Annotated in this window: 14 protein-coding genes; 6 read left to right on the forward strand and 8 right to left on the reverse strand. The window is 54.5% G+C overall.

What is annotated here, in order from left to right:
- Window positions 1-85 precede the first annotated feature (85 nt).
- From F1C16_RS17905 to F1C16_RS17920, 4 genes are all read left to right on the forward strand, one after another.
- On the forward strand, window positions 86-1,675 hold the full coding sequence (locus F1C16_RS17905) for a glycosyltransferase family 39 protein (protein ID WP_185281955.1): 1,590 nt from the start codon (window positions 86-88) through the stop codon (window positions 1,673-1,675).
- Window positions 1,672-2,274 carry a hypothetical protein gene (locus tag F1C16_RS17910; RefSeq protein ID WP_185281956.1) on the forward strand — a complete coding sequence of 201 codons (603 nt, stop codon included), beginning with the start codon at window positions 1,672-1,674 and terminating at the stop codon, window positions 2,272-2,274. The genes F1C16_RS17905 and F1C16_RS17910 overlap by 4 nt, the downstream gene beginning before the upstream one ends.
- 157 nt (window positions 2,275-2,431) lie before the next feature.
- Window positions 2,432-4,009, forward strand: a complete 1,578-nt coding sequence (locus F1C16_RS17915; RefSeq protein ID WP_185281957.1) for a glycosyltransferase family 39 protein — start codon at window positions 2,432-2,434, stop codon at window positions 4,007-4,009.
- A gap of 663 nt (window positions 4,010-4,672) precedes the next feature.
- Window positions 4,673-5,218 carry a hypothetical protein gene (locus F1C16_RS17920; RefSeq protein WP_185281958.1) on the forward strand — a complete coding sequence of 182 codons (546 nt, stop codon included), beginning with the start codon at window positions 4,673-4,675 and terminating at the stop codon, window positions 5,216-5,218.
- Window positions 5,219-5,447: 229 nt separating this feature from the next.
- Here the strand turns inward: F1C16_RS17920 and F1C16_RS17925 are convergent, their stop codons facing one another.
- The 7 genes from F1C16_RS17925 to F1C16_RS17950 all read right to left on the reverse strand — a co-directional run bounded on the left by F1C16_RS17925 (window position 5,448) and on the right by F1C16_RS17950 (window position 16,860).
- Complete coding sequence (locus F1C16_RS17925) at window positions 5,448-6,440, reverse strand: glycosyltransferase family 2 protein (RefSeq protein ID WP_185281959.1); 993 nt, start codon at window positions 6,438-6,440, stop codon at window positions 5,448-5,450.
- 193 nt (window positions 6,441-6,633) lie between these two features.
- Entirely contained in the window at window positions 6,634-7,965 is a 1,332-nt protein-coding gene (locus tag F1C16_RS23110) for a pitrilysin family protein (RefSeq protein ID WP_258048954.1), read from the reverse strand.
- Window positions 7,955-9,712: a pitrilysin family protein gene (locus F1C16_RS23115; RefSeq protein ID WP_258048955.1), complete on the reverse strand. Its 1,758-nt coding sequence runs from the start codon at window positions 9,710-9,712 to the stop codon at window positions 7,955-7,957. Before F1C16_RS23115 ends, F1C16_RS23110 begins: the two co-directional genes overlap by 11 nt.
- A 173-nt stretch (window positions 9,713-9,885) precedes the next feature.
- Window positions 9,886-11,304 carry an MFS transporter gene (locus tag F1C16_RS17935; protein WP_208309376.1) on the reverse strand — a complete coding sequence of 473 codons (1,419 nt, stop codon included), beginning with the start codon at window positions 11,302-11,304 and terminating at the stop codon, window positions 9,886-9,888.
- 136 nt (window positions 11,305-11,440) lie between these two features.
- On the reverse strand, window positions 11,441-13,285 hold the full coding sequence (locus F1C16_RS17940; RefSeq protein ID WP_185281960.1) for an alpha-amylase family glycosyl hydrolase: 1,845 nt from the start codon (window positions 13,283-13,285) through the stop codon (window positions 11,441-11,443).
- 60 nt (window positions 13,286-13,345) lie between these two features.
- Entirely contained in the window at window positions 13,346-15,223 is a 1,878-nt protein-coding gene (locus tag F1C16_RS17945; RefSeq protein WP_185281961.1) for a glycoside hydrolase family 13 protein, read from the reverse strand.
- A 191-nt stretch (window positions 15,224-15,414) separates the two neighbouring features.
- Window positions 15,415-16,860, reverse strand: coding sequence for a hydrolase (locus tag F1C16_RS17950; RefSeq protein ID WP_185281962.1), 1,446 nt, complete (start codon window positions 16,858-16,860; stop codon window positions 15,415-15,417).
- Window positions 16,861-17,205: 345 nt separating this feature from the next.
- On the opposite strand from F1C16_RS17950, the gene F1C16_RS17955 reads away from it, so the two are divergent.
- Both F1C16_RS17955 and glgP read left to right on the forward strand, forming a co-directional pair.
- Window positions 17,206-17,658 carry a PA2169 family four-helix-bundle protein gene (locus F1C16_RS17955; RefSeq protein ID WP_185281963.1) on the forward strand — a complete coding sequence of 151 codons (453 nt, stop codon included), beginning with the start codon at window positions 17,206-17,208 and terminating at the stop codon, window positions 17,656-17,658.
- 145 nt (window positions 17,659-17,803) lie between these two features.
- Window positions 17,804-19,456 carry an alpha-glucan family phosphorylase gene (glgP, locus tag F1C16_RS17960; RefSeq protein ID WP_185281964.1) on the forward strand — a complete coding sequence of 551 codons (1,653 nt, stop codon included), beginning with the start codon at window positions 17,804-17,806 and terminating at the stop codon, window positions 19,454-19,456.
- 159 nt (window positions 19,457-19,615) lie between these two features.
- Here the strand turns inward: glgP and F1C16_RS17965 are convergent, their stop codons facing one another.
- Complete coding sequence (locus tag F1C16_RS17965; RefSeq protein ID WP_258048956.1) at window positions 19,616-20,206, reverse strand: arylesterase; 591 nt, start codon at window positions 20,204-20,206, stop codon at window positions 19,616-19,618.
- Between the last annotated feature and the right edge of the window lie 73 nt (window positions 20,207-20,279).

The following is a 20,279-nucleotide window of genomic DNA, read 5'->3' on the forward strand; positions in this document are numbered from 1 at the left end:
AAAGCTCCTACTCGGTTCTACTTGAAAGCCACTGCCTGTAGTTCGCTAATCGACCTATATTTGTTTCGGCGCAACATTTATGTACATGTTATTATCTGAGAGAACAGACTCCTTACGAAAAGAAAAGTTATATCAAAGCATTGCTGTATGTCTCTTTATCGGGCTTGCACTGGTATTTAACGCACCATATCTAAGTTGGCTTCCTCGTGGCTTACACGAATGGGCACAGTCGGACCGTTTAGCGCTGGCGCTAGGATATTACGATTACCAATTTGATTTCTTTCACCCACGCACGCTATCCTTGGTAACGGTAGACCGGGTAACTGGGACCGAATTGCCATTACAAGCTTATATAGCCAGCTTGTTTGGGCTGTTGGTGGGGCGGCAGCATATCACAGTGGCCTTCCGTTGCTTGGATCTGGCGATGATGGTAGTTGGTTTCTATTACCTATTTCGGTTGATGTATGAAAGCACGGGCAATTTCGTGGCTGGCCTAGTGCCAGCAGCGTTTCTGCTAGGGTCACCCATATTTATTTACTACTCCGGTAACTACACGCCCGACCCATTCAGCGCCTCTCTTTTATTCGTAGCTATTTATCACTATTGGCGTTTTTACTACCGCGACCGGCAGTTTCGACATCTGATAGTAGCCACGGTCCTAGCGGGACTAGCTATGCTGGTGAAGGTCACCTCCGGCGTATATTTCTTCGCGTTCACCGGCGTCATTGTATTAATTTCCTACTTCTGGCCTACCTTGTTCACTGCCCGGCAGAAGGTGCAGTTTCTAGGAATGATAATGTTAGTGGTGCTGGCCTTGATAGGTTACTTTCTGTACCACGAGCACCTGAATAAGGCGTACGGCAGCGGATTATTTCTGAATACAACGCTACCTATCAGTAGTTGGCCCGCTCACCGAGCCATATGGACGAAAATATGGATTGGTTGGATATCGGAATATTTCACTCACGTCGATTATGCCTTGCTGAAAATTAGCTGGGGGCTGCTGGTCGTTTATGCCATAGTGCAATGGCGGCATGCTTCTGCCTACCTACCACTGCTGGCGTTATTTGGAGTAACGTTGCTCGGTATCACTATCATGTATCTGCTGCTGGGTATCCAGCTAGTGCCACATGACTACTACATCATTGCGCCTCTATTTCCGCTGCTGATGATGGTGTTGTGCAGCGCATTGTGGATCCTATGCAAAATTAGCGGAGAACGAGGACGCTTGCTGATCACAGTCTTGCTGCTAGTGGCAACTGTAGCTCCCACGGTGGCAGGACTACGCCACCACCGGGCTCGTATGCACGAGCCGTACAGTCCTTACAGTGAGGGCTACGTATATAGATGGGAGTTGGGTGGGGCAGAAAAGCTACGAAAGCTGGGTGTGCCGGAGTCGTCTTTTATTTTGGTGATGGGGGAAGGCCCATCCAATCTAGCGCTTATCCACTTCAACCGACCTGGTATTGTATGGAACCCTGATATCGGCAAAATTACGGCGGATACAGTATTGCGCTTAATGGCTGGCCGTCGCTTAGAATACTTAATTATGCGTCGGGATCTGCTAGACCAGATAAAGCAGCAAAACCCAGCCTTATTGACGCCGTTCCGGGAGGTGAATATAGAAGATCAAAGCGCCATCTTACAACCCTTGCAACGGCCGGTGAAGTGGTGAAATTTCAGTTCTTTTTATCCCTGGTTTTATACAACATCAGCTTTAATATGTCTACGTCGTATTGCCTTCTGATGCTAGGATTACTAGGCCTACTTGCTGGCTGTAAGCGTGCGGCCAACGTGCCACCGGTAGGCTCTGGTCAGAAAGAATGGATACACCAAGACTTTGACGACCTGCAGAGGTGGAGTGGTGGAGAGTATACTGCTTCTTTAACGCAAGAAAGGGCCCATAGCGGACAGTTTTCTCTGAAAGCTGGTCCAGGCGTTGACTATAGTCTAACCTTTTCGGCACCGTTTGACCAACTTAGCCTCACCAAGCCACGAAAGTTGCGAGTGCAAGCTTGGGTATGGGTGCCGGAAGAGACCAATAATACCACATTAGTGATAACTGCTGTTAACTCCAAAGGCGTTGTATCTTGGGAGGGTATTCAGTTGGCTAATACAGTAAAAGGTTACAAAAGCTGGCAACACTTGGATCAAAAAGTGATGATGAGTCCGCAACTCACATCAGATGATGTACTAAAGCTATACCTCTGGCAGCGGAATGGCAACGATAATTCATTGTACTTAGATGATTTGATAATCAGCGAAGAAGAGTAGTGCTAAACTACTTGATGCTGAGTATCTCTCTACTCTTTGTCGTCTGCTTGGGATGATGCTTAGTTTATAAGGCTCTAAACCTGCTTTCAGGATATAGCTTCAACGCTAGTTCTACATCGTTATTTTTGCAGATACCTTCTAACATAACCTTTCCGCTTTGGCCTTTACTTCCTTTGCCGCTGCCAATAAAGCGGCGCTAAAGCATCCATATCATATAGCCGCCGCTGTTTTATTGCTGGCAACTAGTGCCCTTTTCTACGTTCCTTACCTGCACGAGTTGCCTACCGGAGTTCATACTTGGGCGCAGTCAGACAGACTAGCACTGGCCATCAATTTCTACGACTACGGCTTTCATTTTTTAACGCCACGTACTTCCAGCCTAACATCTATTGATGGTGTAACAGGGGTAGAATTTCCACTACCGGCCTATCTGGCAGCATTAGGCGGAGTCATATTTGGTCGCGATGCCATCAGTGGCTGCTTTCGCACGCTGGATGTGCTAATGGTAACGGTCGGCTTCTTTTACCTATTTCGCCTAATTTATGATCGAACCGGGCATTTTGTTGCTGGACTACTACCGGCTGCTTTCCTATTCGCTTCGCCTACATATGCATTTTATGCGGGCAACTTCGTGCCCGATCCGTTTAGTTTGAGCCTAAGCTTCATCGGTTATTATTACTGGCTGCGCTTTTTTGAGCAACGACGCTTTCCAGACTTGCGCATAGCATTGAGCCTACTTGTTTTGGCGGGCTTAATTAAAACAACTACGGCACTGCATTTCGGGGCGGTAGTCGGCATCACTATGCTATGGGCTTTTGTAGATATGCAGCTACTACAGCAGCGGCAGCGCTTGGAACTAGTTATATGGGCAGTAAGTGGCGTAGGACTTATCGGCTTCTTTTTTCTACATAATCAACACTTAAATACTACCTATCAGTCATGGCAATTTATTGCCAACCCCAACCCAGTTGCTGACCCGGATGCCTGGCATGCTATCGTACAGTCAATACGTAGGGACTGGTTGACGGAGTATCTCACTCGCGTACACTATTTTACACTAGCGGTTTGTATCGTACTACTGTTTGTCTTCATACGACCAACTTTACGGCGCTACTTACCTCTCACTTTGCTGTTGCTACTGTCCATTGGTATTGCCTACCTATTTGTACAAGTGATGGGTGGCGGCCTTGGGGGACACGACTATCATATGATTTGCTCCTTCGGACCACCGACAGTATTACTACTAGTAGTCGCCTTACTGAATATAGGGCGCTACGTAGGACGAATGCGCTATGCTACATCCATCGGGTTGGGAATACTGGGGATTTTTTTTGTAGTGTCTGGCTATAAGCGCTTTAATCGGCGCATGAGTGATAACTACCCACCCTTTTCTCTCTACTACTCACATATCTGGATGCGGGGTGGAGCAGCTGAATTGAAGCAAGCAGGAGTATCACCTACTGCCCGAGTACTCATTCTAGAAGAAGCCGTTAATACCCCGCAGATTTACTTCGACCGCCGCGGCATTGCATGGAAGCCAAGTGATCCGAGCGCGCTGTCGCCTGCTGACTTTCTAAATCCGATGAGCGCCGATAGTCTGGAATACCTGATCATGCGCCCGGAAACCTACGCGCAGCTGGCGCCTATCCATGCTGGTCTGGCGCAGGAATTTACAATAGTAGCTAGGCGGCCGGGTGTTGTACTGCGTCGCCGCGATATGAGCCGTTCGTGGTAGCAGTATATGGATGCAGACGCTTAGAAAAATGACCGGCCAAATAAATTACTACGCTACTAGCGGGCTAATAGGATTACTCGCAGCAGTAATGCTGCTGATAAGCTGTCAGCCTAAAGATGGCCGTCAGAAATTGGAGGAGCGTGAGTTGATGCACAATAGCTTCGAGGAGCTAGGAGGTTGGCACGGTGAGCGACCAGCTACAATAGTGACGGAGAAAGCACATACGGGGCACTATGCTGTCCGGGTTAACATTGCAGAGCCCTATTCGCCTACGTATCGAGTGCCGTTAGGAACGCTAGTCAAACACCGACCACGACGCCTCACAATCAGCGCTTGGGTATGGGTGCCAAGGTCTGCTGATGATGCCATGATTGTAGTAGCCATCACTCATCCAAACGACCGAGAACACCCTGTCTTTACCAAAAACGTGTACTTAGCGAATAGTAGCCCAATTCATTTTCAAAAATGGAAGAAGGTAAGTCGCAGCATAGACTTGCCCGCTGATATTCACGCCGATAGTGAGTTAGTAGTATATCTATGGTTAGGCTACGCGAAGCAGCCAGTGTACATGGATGACATTACTCTGACGGAACTCTGGTAAGCCAGCTCTACGTATCAAATACAATTACATCAACAAGCTCCCTCTGCTTCTATTTTCACCTTATGAAACGTTTTTTCTTCTGCGCAGTATTATTTGCTTTGGTGGGATGCAGTGATAAAGCAGTTGTTGATGAGAGCACACTCATGACTACCAGCTTTGAAACACTTTACGGCTGGCTTCCTGCCTCACAAAGTGATTTACTGAGTCGGGAACAATCTCATTCTGGACTGTATTCAACGAAGGTTGATCCACAACATGAGTATAGCCTTACTTACCGCTCCACACTAGGTGATCTGCACGATACACGCATTAGCAAAATGAAAGTCAATGCATGGGTCTTTGTGCCCGATGCACAGGCACAAGCTACACTAGTGATTTCTATTTCCAACCAGGGCGCAAAACCGGGAAATATGCTTTGGGAAGGAATTAATCTGCAAAAGGAAGTAAAGGGGGAATATGGTCGTTGGGTAAATGTATCGAGAGAACTTACGATACCAGCAGAAGCAGATGACACTAATCGGCTTTCGATCTATTTATGGCGCACTGGCGGCGACAAAGCCATTTTCTTGGACGATGTGACATTGCGGAATGACAAATCTGTAGAGTAGAGGTGTACGTTGAGCAACGAGTCTACTAGTAAAAATATGGGGGCTTAGGAAGTAAGCAAGTCTTATTGCGTCATAATACAAGCAAATACAGATACTTGTGATTGAATAAGCTTTTACCTCATTTAAGTCGTGAAATGCACTCTTTAAAAGGTGTTAATGCTTTAATTTCAACTAGTTGCAATATACACATAGTTGTTTCAATGAATACTTTGCTTTCTGAGCTCCAAAACTAAATAGGGGTAGAGTGTGGAGAACGGGGCGTCGTGTCAGGCGTTACAGAGCCACGAGGGGGAGGTACAGGTAAACCACCATCCGTCTCGCTCACGAGATAAGGCGGGCGTTGCTTCGACTGCACAAACAAGCGCCCTAAGTATTCACCCATGATGCCTAGCACCAGAAGTTGGATGCCACCGATAAATAACACGCTCACGAGGGTAGAGGTCCAACCCGGCACAGCGTCATCCGTGAATAGCAAAATGTACAGTGCATAGAAGGCATAGCTGAAAGCCAAGGCTGATACTACTGCCCCGGCCAGAGTAGCAAGGTGCAAGGGCCGAACGCTAAAGGAGGTCACCCCGTTGAGGGCCAGCTTTACCATCTTGTGTAGGGTGTACTTTGTTTTGCCCCGGAAGCGGGCCGCCGGCGTGTACGCTACCTTCTTCCGCCGAAATCCTACCCAGTGAATAAAGCCACGCAGAAAAAGTTCCACATCGGGGCTGTTACGCACTACGTCGGCTACGCGCCGGTCAATGAGGCGGTAGTCGGCCGTACCCGGCTCGAAGCTCACGCTCGACAACGAGTTCATCAGGCCGTAGAAAGCATTCGACGTGCTCCGTTTAAACCACGACAGCTTCTCGTCATCTTCTCGTTGAGTATATACAATATCATATCCGGCCAACCAATGCCCAATTAGCTCGGGCAATAGCTGGGGGGGGTGCTGCATATCGGCGTCCAGGGAGATGATACAGTCACCGGTGGCATAGTCCAGACCGGCACGCAACGCACTTTGGTGCCCGAAATTGCGAGAAAGAGCCACGTAGTGAATCTCAGGGTCCTGGCTGTGCAACTCGCGTAGAACCCGTTGGGTATCGTCGCGGCTGCCGTCGTCCACAAAAATCAACTCCCGCTCGTATCGGCCCGTTAGGTTTTCCTTGATGCGAGCCGCTACCTCCGGCAGGTTTTCCTCTTCGTTGTAGGCAGGTATAACAATAGAAATCTTCATAACACTGCGAAAAATAAAGAAAGGCAAAACAGATATAGCAGACGAGCAGTCAAGCGCCGCTTTAGCGTCAAAGCTACGAGATATTGGTTGATGCTATGGTGTCATCCAGCTGCTGAAAGGGACAAGCGAGATGCAAACGAAAGCGCCCGGCTTCCTTGGAAACCGGGCGCTTTCGTTTGCAACCACAGGCAATCTATTGCCCGGCGTCTGTTTTCTCGTCGCCGGCTTTGTGCTTCACTTTGATCTTGCGGCCTTTCTCGTCCTTGGCTTTGGCTTTGCGCCGACCTTCTTTCACGGTGATGTCCGTATCGACGGCCGGTGCGGTAGTGGCCGGAGCCTCGGCTGTGGGGGCGGGGGTAGCAGTGGGAGTCACGCGCTGGCCGTTGGCATCCAGTTCTACTACATCGTAGCCTAACTCTGCCAGACCGGGGAAAGCCTTGGTCCGGTCGCCTACCACTACGATGTACATCTTATCGGCGGGTAGGTATTTCTGGGCCGAGGCCAGCACGTCTTCCTTCGTCAGGTTCTTCAGGATTTCGCTTTGCTTGGTTACGTAGTCGGGAGCCAGGTCATACTCTACCAGGCGCGACAGGAAGCCAGCTTTTTGCTGGCCGGTTTCGTAGCGCAAGGCGTCGCTTTGACCTACGGAGGATTGCAGGAAGGCCAATTCCTCGTCGGTAATACCGTTGCGGTAGTTGGTGATTTCCTTCATAAACTCCTTCACCGAAGCGGCCGTAGCATCAGCGCGCACGCCAGCCGAGGCCGTGTAGGGGCCGATGTAGCGCGTACCCTGGAAGCCCGAGCGGGCACCATAGGTGTAGCCCTTGTCCTCGCGCAGGTTTAGGTTGATGCGCGAGTTGAAGGCACCACCCAGCAGGTAGTTGGCCAGGTAGGCGCGGTAGTAGTCGCCGGTAGCGTCGTAGGTGAGGGGGGTGAGGTAGCCCACCCGAATTTCCGATTGCGCCGCGCCATCTTTATTGATGAAGTAGATGCGGGTTTTGTCGGGCTGCTGGGTTCTTTCGCCGGGCGGAATGGTTACGCCTTTGCGCGGCCAGGCTTTCAGGAAGGCCAGCGACTTTTCCACGGTGGCTTCGTCCACATCACCCACAGCCGTCACGTAGCTCACGTTGGGCGCGTAGTTCTGCTGATAAAACTGCTTCACGTCGTCCAGCGTCAGCTCCGAGACGGTGGCCGTGGTGCCGCTCACCGGCACCGACATAATATCGCCGGGGCTGTAGAGTAGGCGTGAATAAGCGTTGTTGGCAATGACTACGGGCTGGGTGGTCTGGTTGGCAATGCCCTCCAGCGTCTGCTTTTTCAAGCGGTCAAAATCAGCCTGGTCGAAGCGCGGGTGCAGCAGGCGCTGCTCCAGCAGGGCCATGGTAGCAGGCAAGTTTTTGGTGAGCGACTGCACGTACACCGTAGTATTGTCGTCACCAGAATATACGCTCACGGTGCTGCCCAAGCGGTCGAGGGCGGCCGAGAACTCCTCGCTGGTATACTTCTCCGAGCCTTCATTCAACATTTGGGCCGTGAGGGCTGCTACCCCCGGCTTTGTTGCGGTTTTGCTGCTCCAGGCGGTGTCCGCCCCGGATGGTCATCAGCATGGTCACCGTCGGGATTTCCGTGTTTTTGGTGCCAATCAGGCGCAGGCCATTGTCAAACTGATCCTGCCAGATAGTGGGCACCTTCACAACGGGGTTGGCACCGGAGGCCGGCTGCTTGTTGCGGTCGAACGTGTCGGTGGCCTTCACGTATTTCAGGCCCTCGTACCCGTAGTTGGGCGCTTTGTAGCCCGCCTGCGATACGGTGTAGTTGTCTTTGCCAGCGGCCAGGGCCATCTGGCCTTTCGGCAACACACTCAGAATCACAGCGTGCTTGCCGCGGATGTACTTGTCGTACACGCGCTGCACATCGGCTTTAGTGACGGCGCGCAGGCGACGCATTTCCACGGGCAACTGGTTGGGGTTGCCCTCGTAAGTCTGGTAGGCAGCCAGTTGGCTCACCTTGCCCGCCACACTGCTCAGGCTGTTCACCACGTTGGCTTCGGTGCTGGCCTTGAAACGGGCCACCTGCTCGTCGGTCACGCCAGTTTTCTCAAACTCCGTTAGGGTTTTGCGGAACAGCGCTTGCGTGCTGTCCAGCCCTTTGCCGGGGTAGCTGATGGCTAGCATCACAAACTCGCCGGCCAGCTCCGAGTTGCTTTGGTAGGCTTGCGCCTGCACGGCTTTCTGTGCTTTTACCAGATTCTTGTATACCAGCGACGTTTTGCCGCCGCCAATAATCTCGGCCATGGCATCCAGCGCTACCTCATCGGGGTGACCGTGGGGCACGGTGGGGAATACCATTTGCAGCATCGGGAAGCGCACGTTGTCCTCGTAGCTCACGTAGCGGTCCTGGTTGAGCACGGGTGCAGGCAAGCTCTGCTCTTTCACCTCGGGGCCGCGCTTGATGGGGCCGAAGTACTTCTCAGCCAGTTTCACTACTTCGGCAGCTTTCACGTCGCCACCTACCGTGAGGGTAGCGTTGTTGGGGCCATACCAGCGCAGAAAGAAGTTCTTCAGATCGTTTACGTCCGAGCGGTCCAGGTCTTCGAGGTAGCCAATGGTAAGCCAGCTATAGGGGTGACCATAGGGGTAAAGCGTTTTGGCAATCTGCTCCTGGGCTAGGCCATAGGGGCGGTTGTCGTAGTTCTGACCGCGCTCGTTTTTTACGGTAGCGCGCTGTACTTCAAACTTCTTTTGCGTCACGGCATCCAGCAGGAAGCCCATGCGGTCGGCTTCCAGCCACAGCGCGGTTTCGAGCTGATTGCTGGGTACGGTTTCGTAGTAGTTGGTCCGGTCGCGGTTGGTAGAGCCGTTGAGGGTCCCGCCGGCGGCCGTTACGGTTTTGAAATGCTGCTCGTCGCCCACGTGGTCGGAGCCCTGGAACATCATATGCTCGAAGAAGTGCGCAAAGCCCGACTTGCCAATCTGCTCCCTGGCAGAGCCTACGTGGTAGGTCACGTCTACGTGCACCAGCGGGTCAGAATGATCTTCGGCGACTACCACCGTGAGGCCGTTGGGCAGCACGTACTTCTCGTAGGGAATTACCAGCTCGTTGCCTTTGCGGGTTACTTTCTCTACTAGCTTGGCGCTACCGCTAGTAGCTTTGGTAGGAGCTTTTACGGTAGGAGGTTTAGGTGTTGTAACGGGCGTCTTCTTCTGAGCCACGGCTGGCTGCATAGCCAGCGTAGTACCCAGGCCCAATAGCCAAAGCTGTTTCCGAATCATGCAGGAAAAAATAAAGATGAATTGCTGTAAAAACGTGTCGGAAGATACGAGCTAAACAGACACATCCTACCCCGTAGGGCTGCAAGGGCAAGAGCACGGAAAAGGGCCCGGTCTTTCAGCTATTGAAAGACCGGGCCCTTTTCCGTGCTCAACAGTTGTTTGAGGCGACCGAGTTACGTGCGTGGGTCCAATTCTACCGGGGCTTCATAGGCGGTGGCGGGTAGGGTTACGGGTTCCGCGCCTACGGCGCGCACGTCATCAGCATCATCTACGCGCAACGACAGCAAGCCGGCAATGAGCAGCGATGCGCCGCCCAGCGCCAGCGTATACACCGTTTCGCCGTGAAACAAGTGCTTGGTGAGCGGCCCCAACACTAGGCCCGCAATGCTCTGCGGAATCACAATAAAGAAGTTGAACACGCCCATGTAGTACCCCATGCGGTTGGCGGGCAGCGCCCCGGCCAGCATGGCGTAGGGCATCGACAGAATACTGGCCCAGCCAATGCCCACGCCTACCATCGACAGAATGAGCAGGGTAGGGTTTTGAATGAAGAAGATGGAAATCAGGCCAGCGCCGCCAGCCAGCAAGCATAGCATGTGCGTGAAGCGGCGGCTGGTAGCCCGCGCTACAAAGGGTAGCAGCAGCGCAAAAATGGCCGAGACACCGCTGTATACCGAAAAGCAAATGCCTACCCAGTCGGCGCCTTCGTTGTAGAGCTTGGAGCTGGTATCGGTGGTGTGGTAGATGTGGCTAGTGACGGCCGGTGTGGTGTAAATCCACATGGCGTAGAGCCCAAACCACGTAAAAAACTGCACCAGCGCCAGCTGCTGCATGGTGCGGGGCATGTTAAAAATGCCCATAAACGACTCACGGAACCCGTTGGCGAAGCCGGCGGTGCGGCGCTTCTCTTCCTCAAACTCGGCCAGGTTTTCCGGTGGATATTCTTTGGTGTTGAACACCGTCCAGAGCACAGCTAGCAGGAAGATGCCGCCGCCAATGTAGAAGGCGTACTTCAACGACGGCGCAATGTGGCCCGGCACCGGCGCGTTCGATACGTTGAACCAATGCGTCATCACCCAGGGTAGGGACGAGCCGATAATGGCCCCAATACCAATCAGAAACGTTTGAAACGCAAATCCGGCCGTGCGCTGCTCCGAAGGTAGCAAGTCGCCTACCAAGGCCCGGAACGGCTCCATGGAAATGTTCATGCTGGAATCCATAATCCACAGCATACCCGCAGCCATCCACAGCGCCGATACGTTGGGCATCACCAGCAAAGAAAGCGAGGCCAGCACGGCCCCAATCAGAAAGAAGGGCCGGCGCCTACCCCAGCGCGGGCTCCAGGTGCGGTCGGAGACGTAACCGATAACCGGCTGCACCAGCAACCCCGTGATGGGGGCCGCCAGCCACAGAAAGGCCAGGTCGTCGGGGTTGGCGCCCATGGTTTCGAAAATTCGGCTCATGTTGGCGTTTTGCAGCGCAAAGCCGCACTGAATGCCCAGGAAGCCGAAGCTCATGTTCCAGATTTGCCAGAAGGAGAGTCGGGGTTTGTTGTGGGTAGCGGAAGGGGCCGCCACGGTGCTACCTGCCATAAAAATTGAACGGGTTGAAAAGTCGCGCGAAATCGTTTGCAAACGCAACTTTGAAGGTACACACTTTACGCAAAAATGCCGGCTTCCTGCCATTGAAACAGGAAGCCGGCATACGGTTTACGGGCGCAGCAAGCTATTATTTCGCTTTTATTTCGAGGATGCAGGCGCTCTGCGGAGCTACGGTCAGCTTCAGATTGTCGATGGGGGGCGCTTGGTTGAGCAGGTCGGTGTAGGTGTAGGAGTTGCTGTCCTCCAGGCCCATCGCCTGCATGGCGGCCGCCGGAATCTGTACCTGCGTTTGGGCGCTCTGGCTAGAGCTGAAGTTGACCACAATCAGCAACTTCTGCTTGTCAGTGTAGCGCAGGTAGGCGTAGAGTTGCTGCGGATTATAGCCGGAGCTGCTTTGGTTGGCTTGCTGCAACTCGTAGTAGCGGCCCCGCCGAATGGCGTCGCTCTGGTTGGTGAGCGTGAGCAGGCGCTGGTAGAAGCTGCGTAGCTGGCGCTGGCTTTCGCTGAGCTGACCACCGTCGAACTTGCCACCGTTCATCCATTTTTGGTGTTCGGGCACGCCCCAATAGTCGAAAATGGTGGTGCGGCCGTCGTCGGAACTGAAGCCGCTGGCGCCGCGGCCCGGTTCGCCTACCTCCTGACCCATGTAGAGCATCACGGGACCGTTGGCGAGGGTAGCCGTCACGGTCATGGCCGGAATAGCGGCGCGGGGGTTGCCGGCAAACTCCTTAGCGGCAATGCGTTGCTCGTCGTGGTTTTCCAGGAAGCGCAGCATGTTGCCGGCAAAGCCGCGGCTTTCCTCCCGCCACACGTGCGTGATGTCGTCGGTGGTGCCCTGGCCAGACATCAGGCGGCGCAGACCGTCGTAGAGCCCTACCTTGTCGTAGAGGTAGTCGAACTTGCCTGCCTCAATGTAGTGCTGGTACTGCTTGGGATTGTAGATCTCGGCGGCGAAGATGATGTCGGGCTTTACCTTCTTCACCTCTGGAATCACCCAGCCCCAGAACTCTACCGGCACCATCTCGGCCATGTCGCAGCGGAAGCCATCCACGTCTTTTTTGGCCCAGTACAGCAGAATATCGCGCATTTTCAGCCACGTATCCGGTATGGGCTCGAAGTGCGTTTGGCGGTTGTTGGCGTAGTCGACGCCATAGTTCAGCTTAATGGTCTCAAACCAATCGTCGATGGTCGGCGTGGCCGAGAATACGTCGTTGCCGGTAGCTTTGGCGGGCACTTCCTGGTACTTCTTATCCTCGCCGGGGCCTTTCAAATCGCCCAGCGGATTGTAGCCCGCCGGCACCCGAAACGCCTGACCCGGAATGTAGTAGAAGTTGTTGCTGGGGCTAAAAGCCTGCGTTTTGTCGTCGTGCTCGCCCAGGTCTACTACCCCCGCCGGCCGCACATCCGACTTGTAGCTGCGTGCTACGTGGTTCGGGATGAAGTCGATGAGCACCTTCAGGCCGTTTTGGTGGGTGCGCTGCACCAGGGCTTCGAATTCCTGCATACGCCGGGGCACATTCACAGCCAAGTCGGGCGCCACGTCGTAGTAGTCGCGGATGGCGTAGGGCGAGCCGGCCCTACCCTTCACCACGTCGGCATCGTCCAGGGGGATGCCGTAGCGGGTGTAGTCGGTCATGGTGGCGTGCTCCAACACACCGGTGTACCACACGTGCGTTACGCCCAGCTGCTTAATGGCTTGCAGGGCCGGGTTGGTGATGTCGTTGAACTTGCCTACCCCGTTTTCCTCCACCGAGCCATAGAATTTGTTGGTGGTATTCTTGTTGCCAAACAGGCGTGTCATCACTTGGTAAATGATGAGCTTGTGGTCCTGGGGCGTTTCTGCGGTGGTGTTGGGGTCGTTGGCTAAGGAAGTGGTATTCGGCACGGCAGGTACAGTAGCTTGGGGCGATTGGGAAGCGGAACAGGCGGCCAGGCTAAGCGCAACGGCTACGGCTGGCAGGATAGTTTTCATACGGGTGAAGGGCATTAGGTGGCGTCAAAGAATGCGGTTCTACTTTTGCGGCATCCGTTCTTATTTCTTCAACTCCCACACCAGCGCCGTGTAGCCCGGTACTTTCACCGCTTTCAAATCCGACACAGTAGTGCCTGTCATAATGTCCGAAGCGGCAGAATAGCCATTGAGCCGCTCCGCGAAGCGGGTCAGGTCCACAGACTTCTCGCCTTCATTGCCATTCAGCATCACCATCACCGTGTTGCCTTGGTCGTCGTAGCGGAAGTAGGTGTAGATGTTGTCCTGCGGGATGAACTGCATCAGCTTGCCGGTTTGCAGCACCGGGTGCGCCTTGCGGTAGGTGCCCAGCGTGCGCACGTACTCGTAGGCTTCGTTTTCCTGGGCCGTGCGGCCGGCTTGGGTGAAGGCGCTGCGCTTGTCTTCTTTCCAGCCGCCGGGGAAGTCGGCGCGCACCAGACCGTCGGGGTTCGAGAAGTTCTTCATCAGAATCTCAGTGCCATAGTAGAGCTGCGGAATACCCCGGGTAGTCAGCAGCCAGGCAAAGCCCATCTTCAAGCGTGGTAGACTTTCGCCGATGACAGAGTAGACGCGGCTCATGTCGTGGTTGTCCATGAATACCACGTTGCGGGTGGCATCCTGGTACATCCAGTCGCCCTGCAATGCATCGTAGAGCTTGCCTACGTTGCCTTTTTCCTTGAGCGCATCCCAAATGGCGCCCTGCGATTGAAAGTCCAGCACACCCGGTAGGTTCGACTTAAACCCATCGACCGGCTGAAAAATGTTCTGGGCAAAAAACGCCTGCTGCGCCGTGCTGCCTACCCACGCCTCGCCAAACATGCCCAATTGCGGGTACTCGTCCAGCAGCGCCTTGTTCCAGGCCATCAGGAACTGCGGGTCGGAGTAAGGGTAGGTGTCGATGCGGTAGCTGTCGAGGCCGGTGTACTCCAGCCACCACAAAAAATTCTGAATGATATAGGTGGCTACCAGCGGGTTACTCTGGTTTACGTCGGGCATGGTGGTATCAAACCAGCCCCGGTTATACAGGTCCAGGTCGCGCTTCGAGCCGTAGGGGTCGTTCAGGGCCTGCGAGTTGTAGTTGCTGCGCGTGAAGGTAGGCCAGCGGTTGAACCAGTCCTTAGCCGGCTGGTCGAGGAACAGGTAGTTGTGGCTACCCACGTGGTTGAGTACCACGTCGTGAATCACCTTTAGGCCGTTTTGGTGCGCGTTGCGCACAAACTGCCGATACTCCTCGTTGGTGCCGTAGCGTGGGTCTACCTGGTAGTAGTCGGTGAGGGCGTAGCCGTGGTAGCTGGCCTTGGGCATGTCGTTCTCTACCACCGGGGTAGGCCAAATGGCCGTCACGCCCATCGATTTCAGGTAGTCGAAATGCTGCTCAATGCCTTTCAGGTCGCCGCCGTGGCGGGCGTACATCGAGTCGCGGGCAATGGTGCGGGCGCGCTCCGTTTTGATGATGTCGTTCTTCGTATCGCCGTTGGCGAAGCGGTCCGGCATCAGGAAATAGATGAAATCGGAGCTATTCACACCCTGCACGCGGCCTTTGCCGGTTTCGCGGGCGCGCAGCTCATATTCGTATTTCGTTTTGCTTTTGCCATCGAAGCTTAGCTTCAGCTTACCGGGTTTGGCATCGGGGCCGATGGTGAGGTTAACGAGTAGGTAATTCGGGCTTTCGAGGCGCTGAAAACCGTCCATCGTCACGCCGGGGTAGGCGGCCAGGGCTACTTTGCTATCGGCAATGCCGGGGCCGTGCACCAGCAGTTGCAGCTTGGGGTTCTTCATCCCTACCCACCAAAAGGTAGGGTCGATGCGGGCAATGGGAGCAGCCTTCTTGACAGCTTCCACAGGAACAGCGGCGGCAGTGGCCACTGGGGCAGCGCTACCACAGAGTAGGGCGGCGAGGAGTAGGTGGGAAATTTTCATGCAGTGTGGGAAAAGAAATGCAAGATACTGCTTCCTGCAGAGGTGTGCAGAAGCGCCACTAAAGCCACTGTGGTTCACGGTACCCAACAACTATCAATGGCCAACAGCAACGCATCTGTTACTAGGTAGATGCAAAAAAAGGAGCCCTACCAATCGGCAGAGCTCCTTTTTAATACAGTAGCGGCTATAGCTTACTGCGCCTTAGCTAACCACAGCGACGCATTGAGGTGCAGGCGGGCGTGGCTCACGTTCTCGCGCCAACCGTCGTAGACGGTGTTGCCGGGCGAGCCAGTGCCGTCGTCGGCGGGGGAGGAGTCGCCGATAATCACCACGCGGCCCGTGCCGAAGGTGCTGCTGGCCGCCATCACGTTGGTGGTGTTTTGGGTCACGCTCTTGCGCCAGATCAGGCCCTGCACGGTGCTGTTGGCGGTAGGGCTCAAGGTCATGGTAGCGCCGTTGTGAAAAGAAAGCTGCGACACAGCGCCCTGCGAACCGCGCAAAATAGGATTGGTGGTGCTATTGAGCACATTAGGACTGTCCTCCACAATGTTGTCGAGGTTCACCTTGAAGCCGAATGGGTTCGTTTTCACGGAGTTATTCTGCATCAGATCGTTCCAAATATCGGGCGAGTCGTAGCCGTCGTTGTTGCGGTCTGAGATGTCGTGGTCCGAAATCATAAACAAGCCTCCGCCGTTCTGCACAAAGCGCAGGATAGCCGTTTTTTCAGCCGCCGTGAAGATGATATTGGGCTCATCTACCACAAATACGTTGTAATTGGCTAGGTCCTGCGGGTTGGAGGTGTTGCCGTAGGTGATGGCCGTACCCGTGGGCAACTGCTCCACAGAGTGCCCCAGCTTCACGAGGGCCACGCCCCAGGCCGAAATAGCGCCGGTCCAGTACGTTTCGGCGGTGGTGCTGGTGATGCCCGAGGCTGCGGGGGTAGGGTAGCGCGGTGTGGCGCCGTTGTCCACGTCCAGCACCCAGTCGGCGTTGCCGGCCAGCTCGCCGTGCGAGGCATCAATCAGAAATTTCTTGCCGCCCGTGGTAGGCGGGGGCGTAGTGGTGCCGCCGTACTGCTCCACCGTGATGTTGTCGATGTTAACACGGTTGGTGCCGCCAGAAATCTTGCGCAGCTGCAAACGCACGCTGCCACTCAGGTTCACGGCAAACGAGGCGGTGCTGAGGGCGGTGCTGCTACTGGTGATGGTGCTGCCTACCTTGGTGTAGGAGCTGCCGCTGCTAGTGCTGGCCCACAGCTCCCACTGGCTGCTGCCATCGGTGCCATACACGGCGTGCTGCACCGTAACGGCGCCTACCCCGGCAGTGGTGTTGAAGTTCATGGTGAGCGAGCCGGTATTGCGCACGCGCGCCGACTGGCTGCCAGTTTTGCGGTCGGCGGTGGTGTTGCCAAGTAGGGCGTCGTTCAGCGTCCAGCTACCCGATGCCAGCGTGACGCTGCCGGTAGAGTAGGCGGTTTTGGTGCCCGTTTCGAAGGTTTCGGGGAAGCCAGTGGCTGCCACGTTGGCCGACGTTACGCTGGCAAGCAGGGTAGGGGTAGGGTCGGTGTCCTGCTGGGCGCAGCCCAGCAACGAGAGAGCCAGCGCAGGAGCAGCCAGCCAGCGAAAAGAGAAGTGCATGAAAAGGAAGTGAAGGGTAGAAGAGCGCAAAAGCCTATTCGGCGCCGCGAAACTACAGCCTATTTTTCCCGGCCTCACCCGCTGGACGTTATGCTTTTGTTATGAAAAGCATTATCTGCAAGCGCTTTACAATGTAAAATAACGGATTGATGGTACCGCCTTACCCCTTATGCCAGGGTAAGCAGCGTACCGACAGCAACCATTGCCTCAGCGTCTCTACAGAGCATAAATCGGCTGCGGTTGTATTAGGTGCAAAATTGCGGGCTGTCTCAACCCACCCGTAGTATCAGCCGTTTGCGAAGTAGTGTGTAATTCGATTTTTTCACTACTAACCTTCTGATTAGTATGGCTTCTAATTCCAACGTTTCCAGTACGCTTAACGAGCTGACCGAATTTGTCAACGACCGCATCGAAGGATATAAAACCGCTGCTGAAGACACCAAAGACGTGCAACATAAGTCTTATTACCAGCAGCTGGCCGACCAGAGCCAGCGGTTTGCCGACGAGCTGAATGGCTTCGCCCGCAACTACGGCGGCGAGGGCGAGGATAGCACCACCACCAAAGGCAAGCTCTACCGTGGCTGGATGGATGTGAAGTCGGCCGTAACCGGTAAAGACGAAAAGGCTATCCTCGATTCCAACGTGTACGGCGAAGAGTGGGCTCTGAAAGCCTACAAAGAAGCTCTCGACAGTGGCGACCTGCCCCAGCCTGTACAGCAAGCCGTAGAGCGTCAGTATCAAACGTCGCAACAAACCTATGATAAGCTCAAAAGTATGGGTGGCCAAAGTCATCCATAAACCTTGAAGGCTATTCTCCCGTTGTGAGCGGAAGTCAATTCTATAGATTGGCTTCCGCTTTTTATTGGGCAGAATCTGTAGATATTAGCCGCGCCAACTATCCTGCTTGGTAAGCGGCTGTTTCCTTTCACCTGACTTTCTCTTCATGGCATTTGACCTGAACATGTACCCTATCAACCCCGAGTTTGAGACTTCGGCGGCGTATTTTTCCATGGAGTTCGCGCTCGATCAGGCGCTGAAAACCTACTCTGGCGGCCTGGGCTTTCTGGCCGGCTCGCACATGCGCTCAGTGTATGAGCTGAAGCAGAACCTGGTAGGCATTGCCATCCTGTGGACGGATGGCTACTACGACCAGACCCGCGACCAGAACCAGCTGATGCAAGCCGAGTTCCGCCACAAGTATTACTCCTTCTTGCAGGATACGGGCATTGTGTTCCCCATCACCATTCACGATGCCGATGTGTACGTGAAGGCCCTCTACCTGGCGCCCGACACGTTTGGCACGGCGCCCATGTTCTTCCTCACCACCGATATCGAGGAAAACGACTACCTCTCGCGCACCATCTCCCACCACCTCTACGACCCAGACACGGCTGCCCGCGTGGCCCAGAGCATTCTGCTGGGGGTAGGCGGTGGCAAGCTGCTGGATATCATTGAGCGTAAGGTGGATGTGTATCACCTCAACGAAGGCCACGGCCTGCCGCTGGCGTTCTATCTCTACAAAAAGTTTGGTCGTAACCTAGAAGAAGTGCAGAAGCACCTCGTGTTCACGACGCACACGCCCGAGTTGGCCGGCAACGAGGAGCACCCCGTGGCGCTCCTCGCCAAAATGAGCTTCTTTGGCCCCGTGCCTACCGAGGAAGTCGTACGCGTAGCGGGTGCCGAAAACGGCCAGCTCAACTACACGCTCACGGCCCTCCGCTTCTCACGCATCGCCAACGGCGTATCGAAAGTGCACGGCGACGTGGCTAACGAGATGTGGGGACACTATGAAGGCATCTGCCCCATCACGTCCATCACCAACGCCCAAAACGGCACCTACTGGCGCGACAAGGCCCTGCACGCGGCCTTAGAAGCTGATAACGACGAGGCCTTACTGGCGCGTAAGAAAGAGCTGAAGCAGGAACTGTTCAAGATTGTGGCCGACCAGACCGGCAACCTCTTCGACCCCGAAGTGCTGACGCTGGTGTGGGCCCGCCGCTTTGCCGCCTATAAGCGCGCCGACCTCATCCTGCGCGATTTCGAGCGGTTCCGCAGCATTATTGAAAATACGGATCAGCCCATTCAGGTGATTTGGGCTGGCAAGCCCTACCCCAAGGATTTCGGGGCCATTGGCATCTTCAACAACATCATCAAAACTACCCGCCAGTTCAAAAACTGCGCAGTGCTCACGGGCTACGAGCTGGGTCTATCAGCAGCGCTGAAAAAGGGTTCAGATTTGTGGCTGAATACCCCACGCTACCCCCGCGAGGCCAGCGGCACCAGCGGCATGACGGCCGCCATGAACGGCTCCGTGAACCTGAGCATCGCCGACGGTTGGATTCCCGAGTTCATCCGTCACGGCGAAAACGGCTTCGTGATTCCCCACGCTGATATGCAGAATGAGGAGAAGGTGAAAGATGATCAGGAGGCTACCGCTCTGCTCGACGTGCTAGAGCAAGAAGCTATACCTACCTATTACCAGGAACCAAAGAAATTCCTGCAAATCGTAAAAACCGCCATGCACGAGGTAGAGCCTGCGTTCGGGTCAAACCGCATGGCTACTGAGTATTACGAGAAGCTATATAAGGTGAAATAGTAAATCGTAAGACAACAAAAAGCGTCTGTCATCCCGACCACAGCGAAGGACCTTCTCACACTAGAACGACGGTTATACTAACGACTCGTTCAAACATGAGAAGGTCCTTCGCTGTGGTCGGGATGGCAGACGCTTTTTAGTACATGCTATCCGTGCGCCCTATGTCACCACTCCTTCCAGCACTTCCCACACATTCTCAGCCAGAATTTTCTGGCCCTGCGCGTTAGGATGCACGCCATCAGGAAGGTTGAGGTTGCGGTGGCCCAACACACCCTGCAACAGGAAGGGTACGAAAGCCAATTGATTACGCTCGGCCAGCGTACGAAACAGCGCCTTAAACTCCGTGGCATATGCACCTAAGTGGTGCCCACCCAACGGTCCCAAGTCAAACGGAAACTCCAGGCCCGCCAGCACCTGCCGCGCCTGTGGGTAGCTGCGACTCACCTCGTCTAAAATGAATTGCAGGTTTTGCATGGTATCGCGGGGCGGAATACCACGCAGGCCATCATTGGCTCCCAGCGCTAGCACAAATACATCCACGGGCTGCCGCGCCAGCACACTACTAATGCGTTGCCGACCACCAGCGGAGGTTTCACCGCTTACGCCGTAGTTAAAGGTTTTGTAGGGTAGGGAAAGCGTGTTGATACGCTGTTGAATAAGTGAAGGAAATGCGGCGCTACCGGGCAACTGGTAACCCGCCGTGAGGCTGTCGCCAAAGAAAATAATGTTCTGCATAACGAGTATCTCCATACGCCACCGGCCAAATTCAGGTGCCCCCATGGGCAACTAAACTTGGCCGGTTGGTAAGAGATAAACAGTTGTG

This window comes from Hymenobacter sp. NBH84 (assembly GCF_014217645.1).
Taxonomy (GTDB): domain Bacteria; phylum Bacteroidota; class Bacteroidia; order Cytophagales; family Hymenobacteraceae; genus Hymenobacter; species Hymenobacter profundi.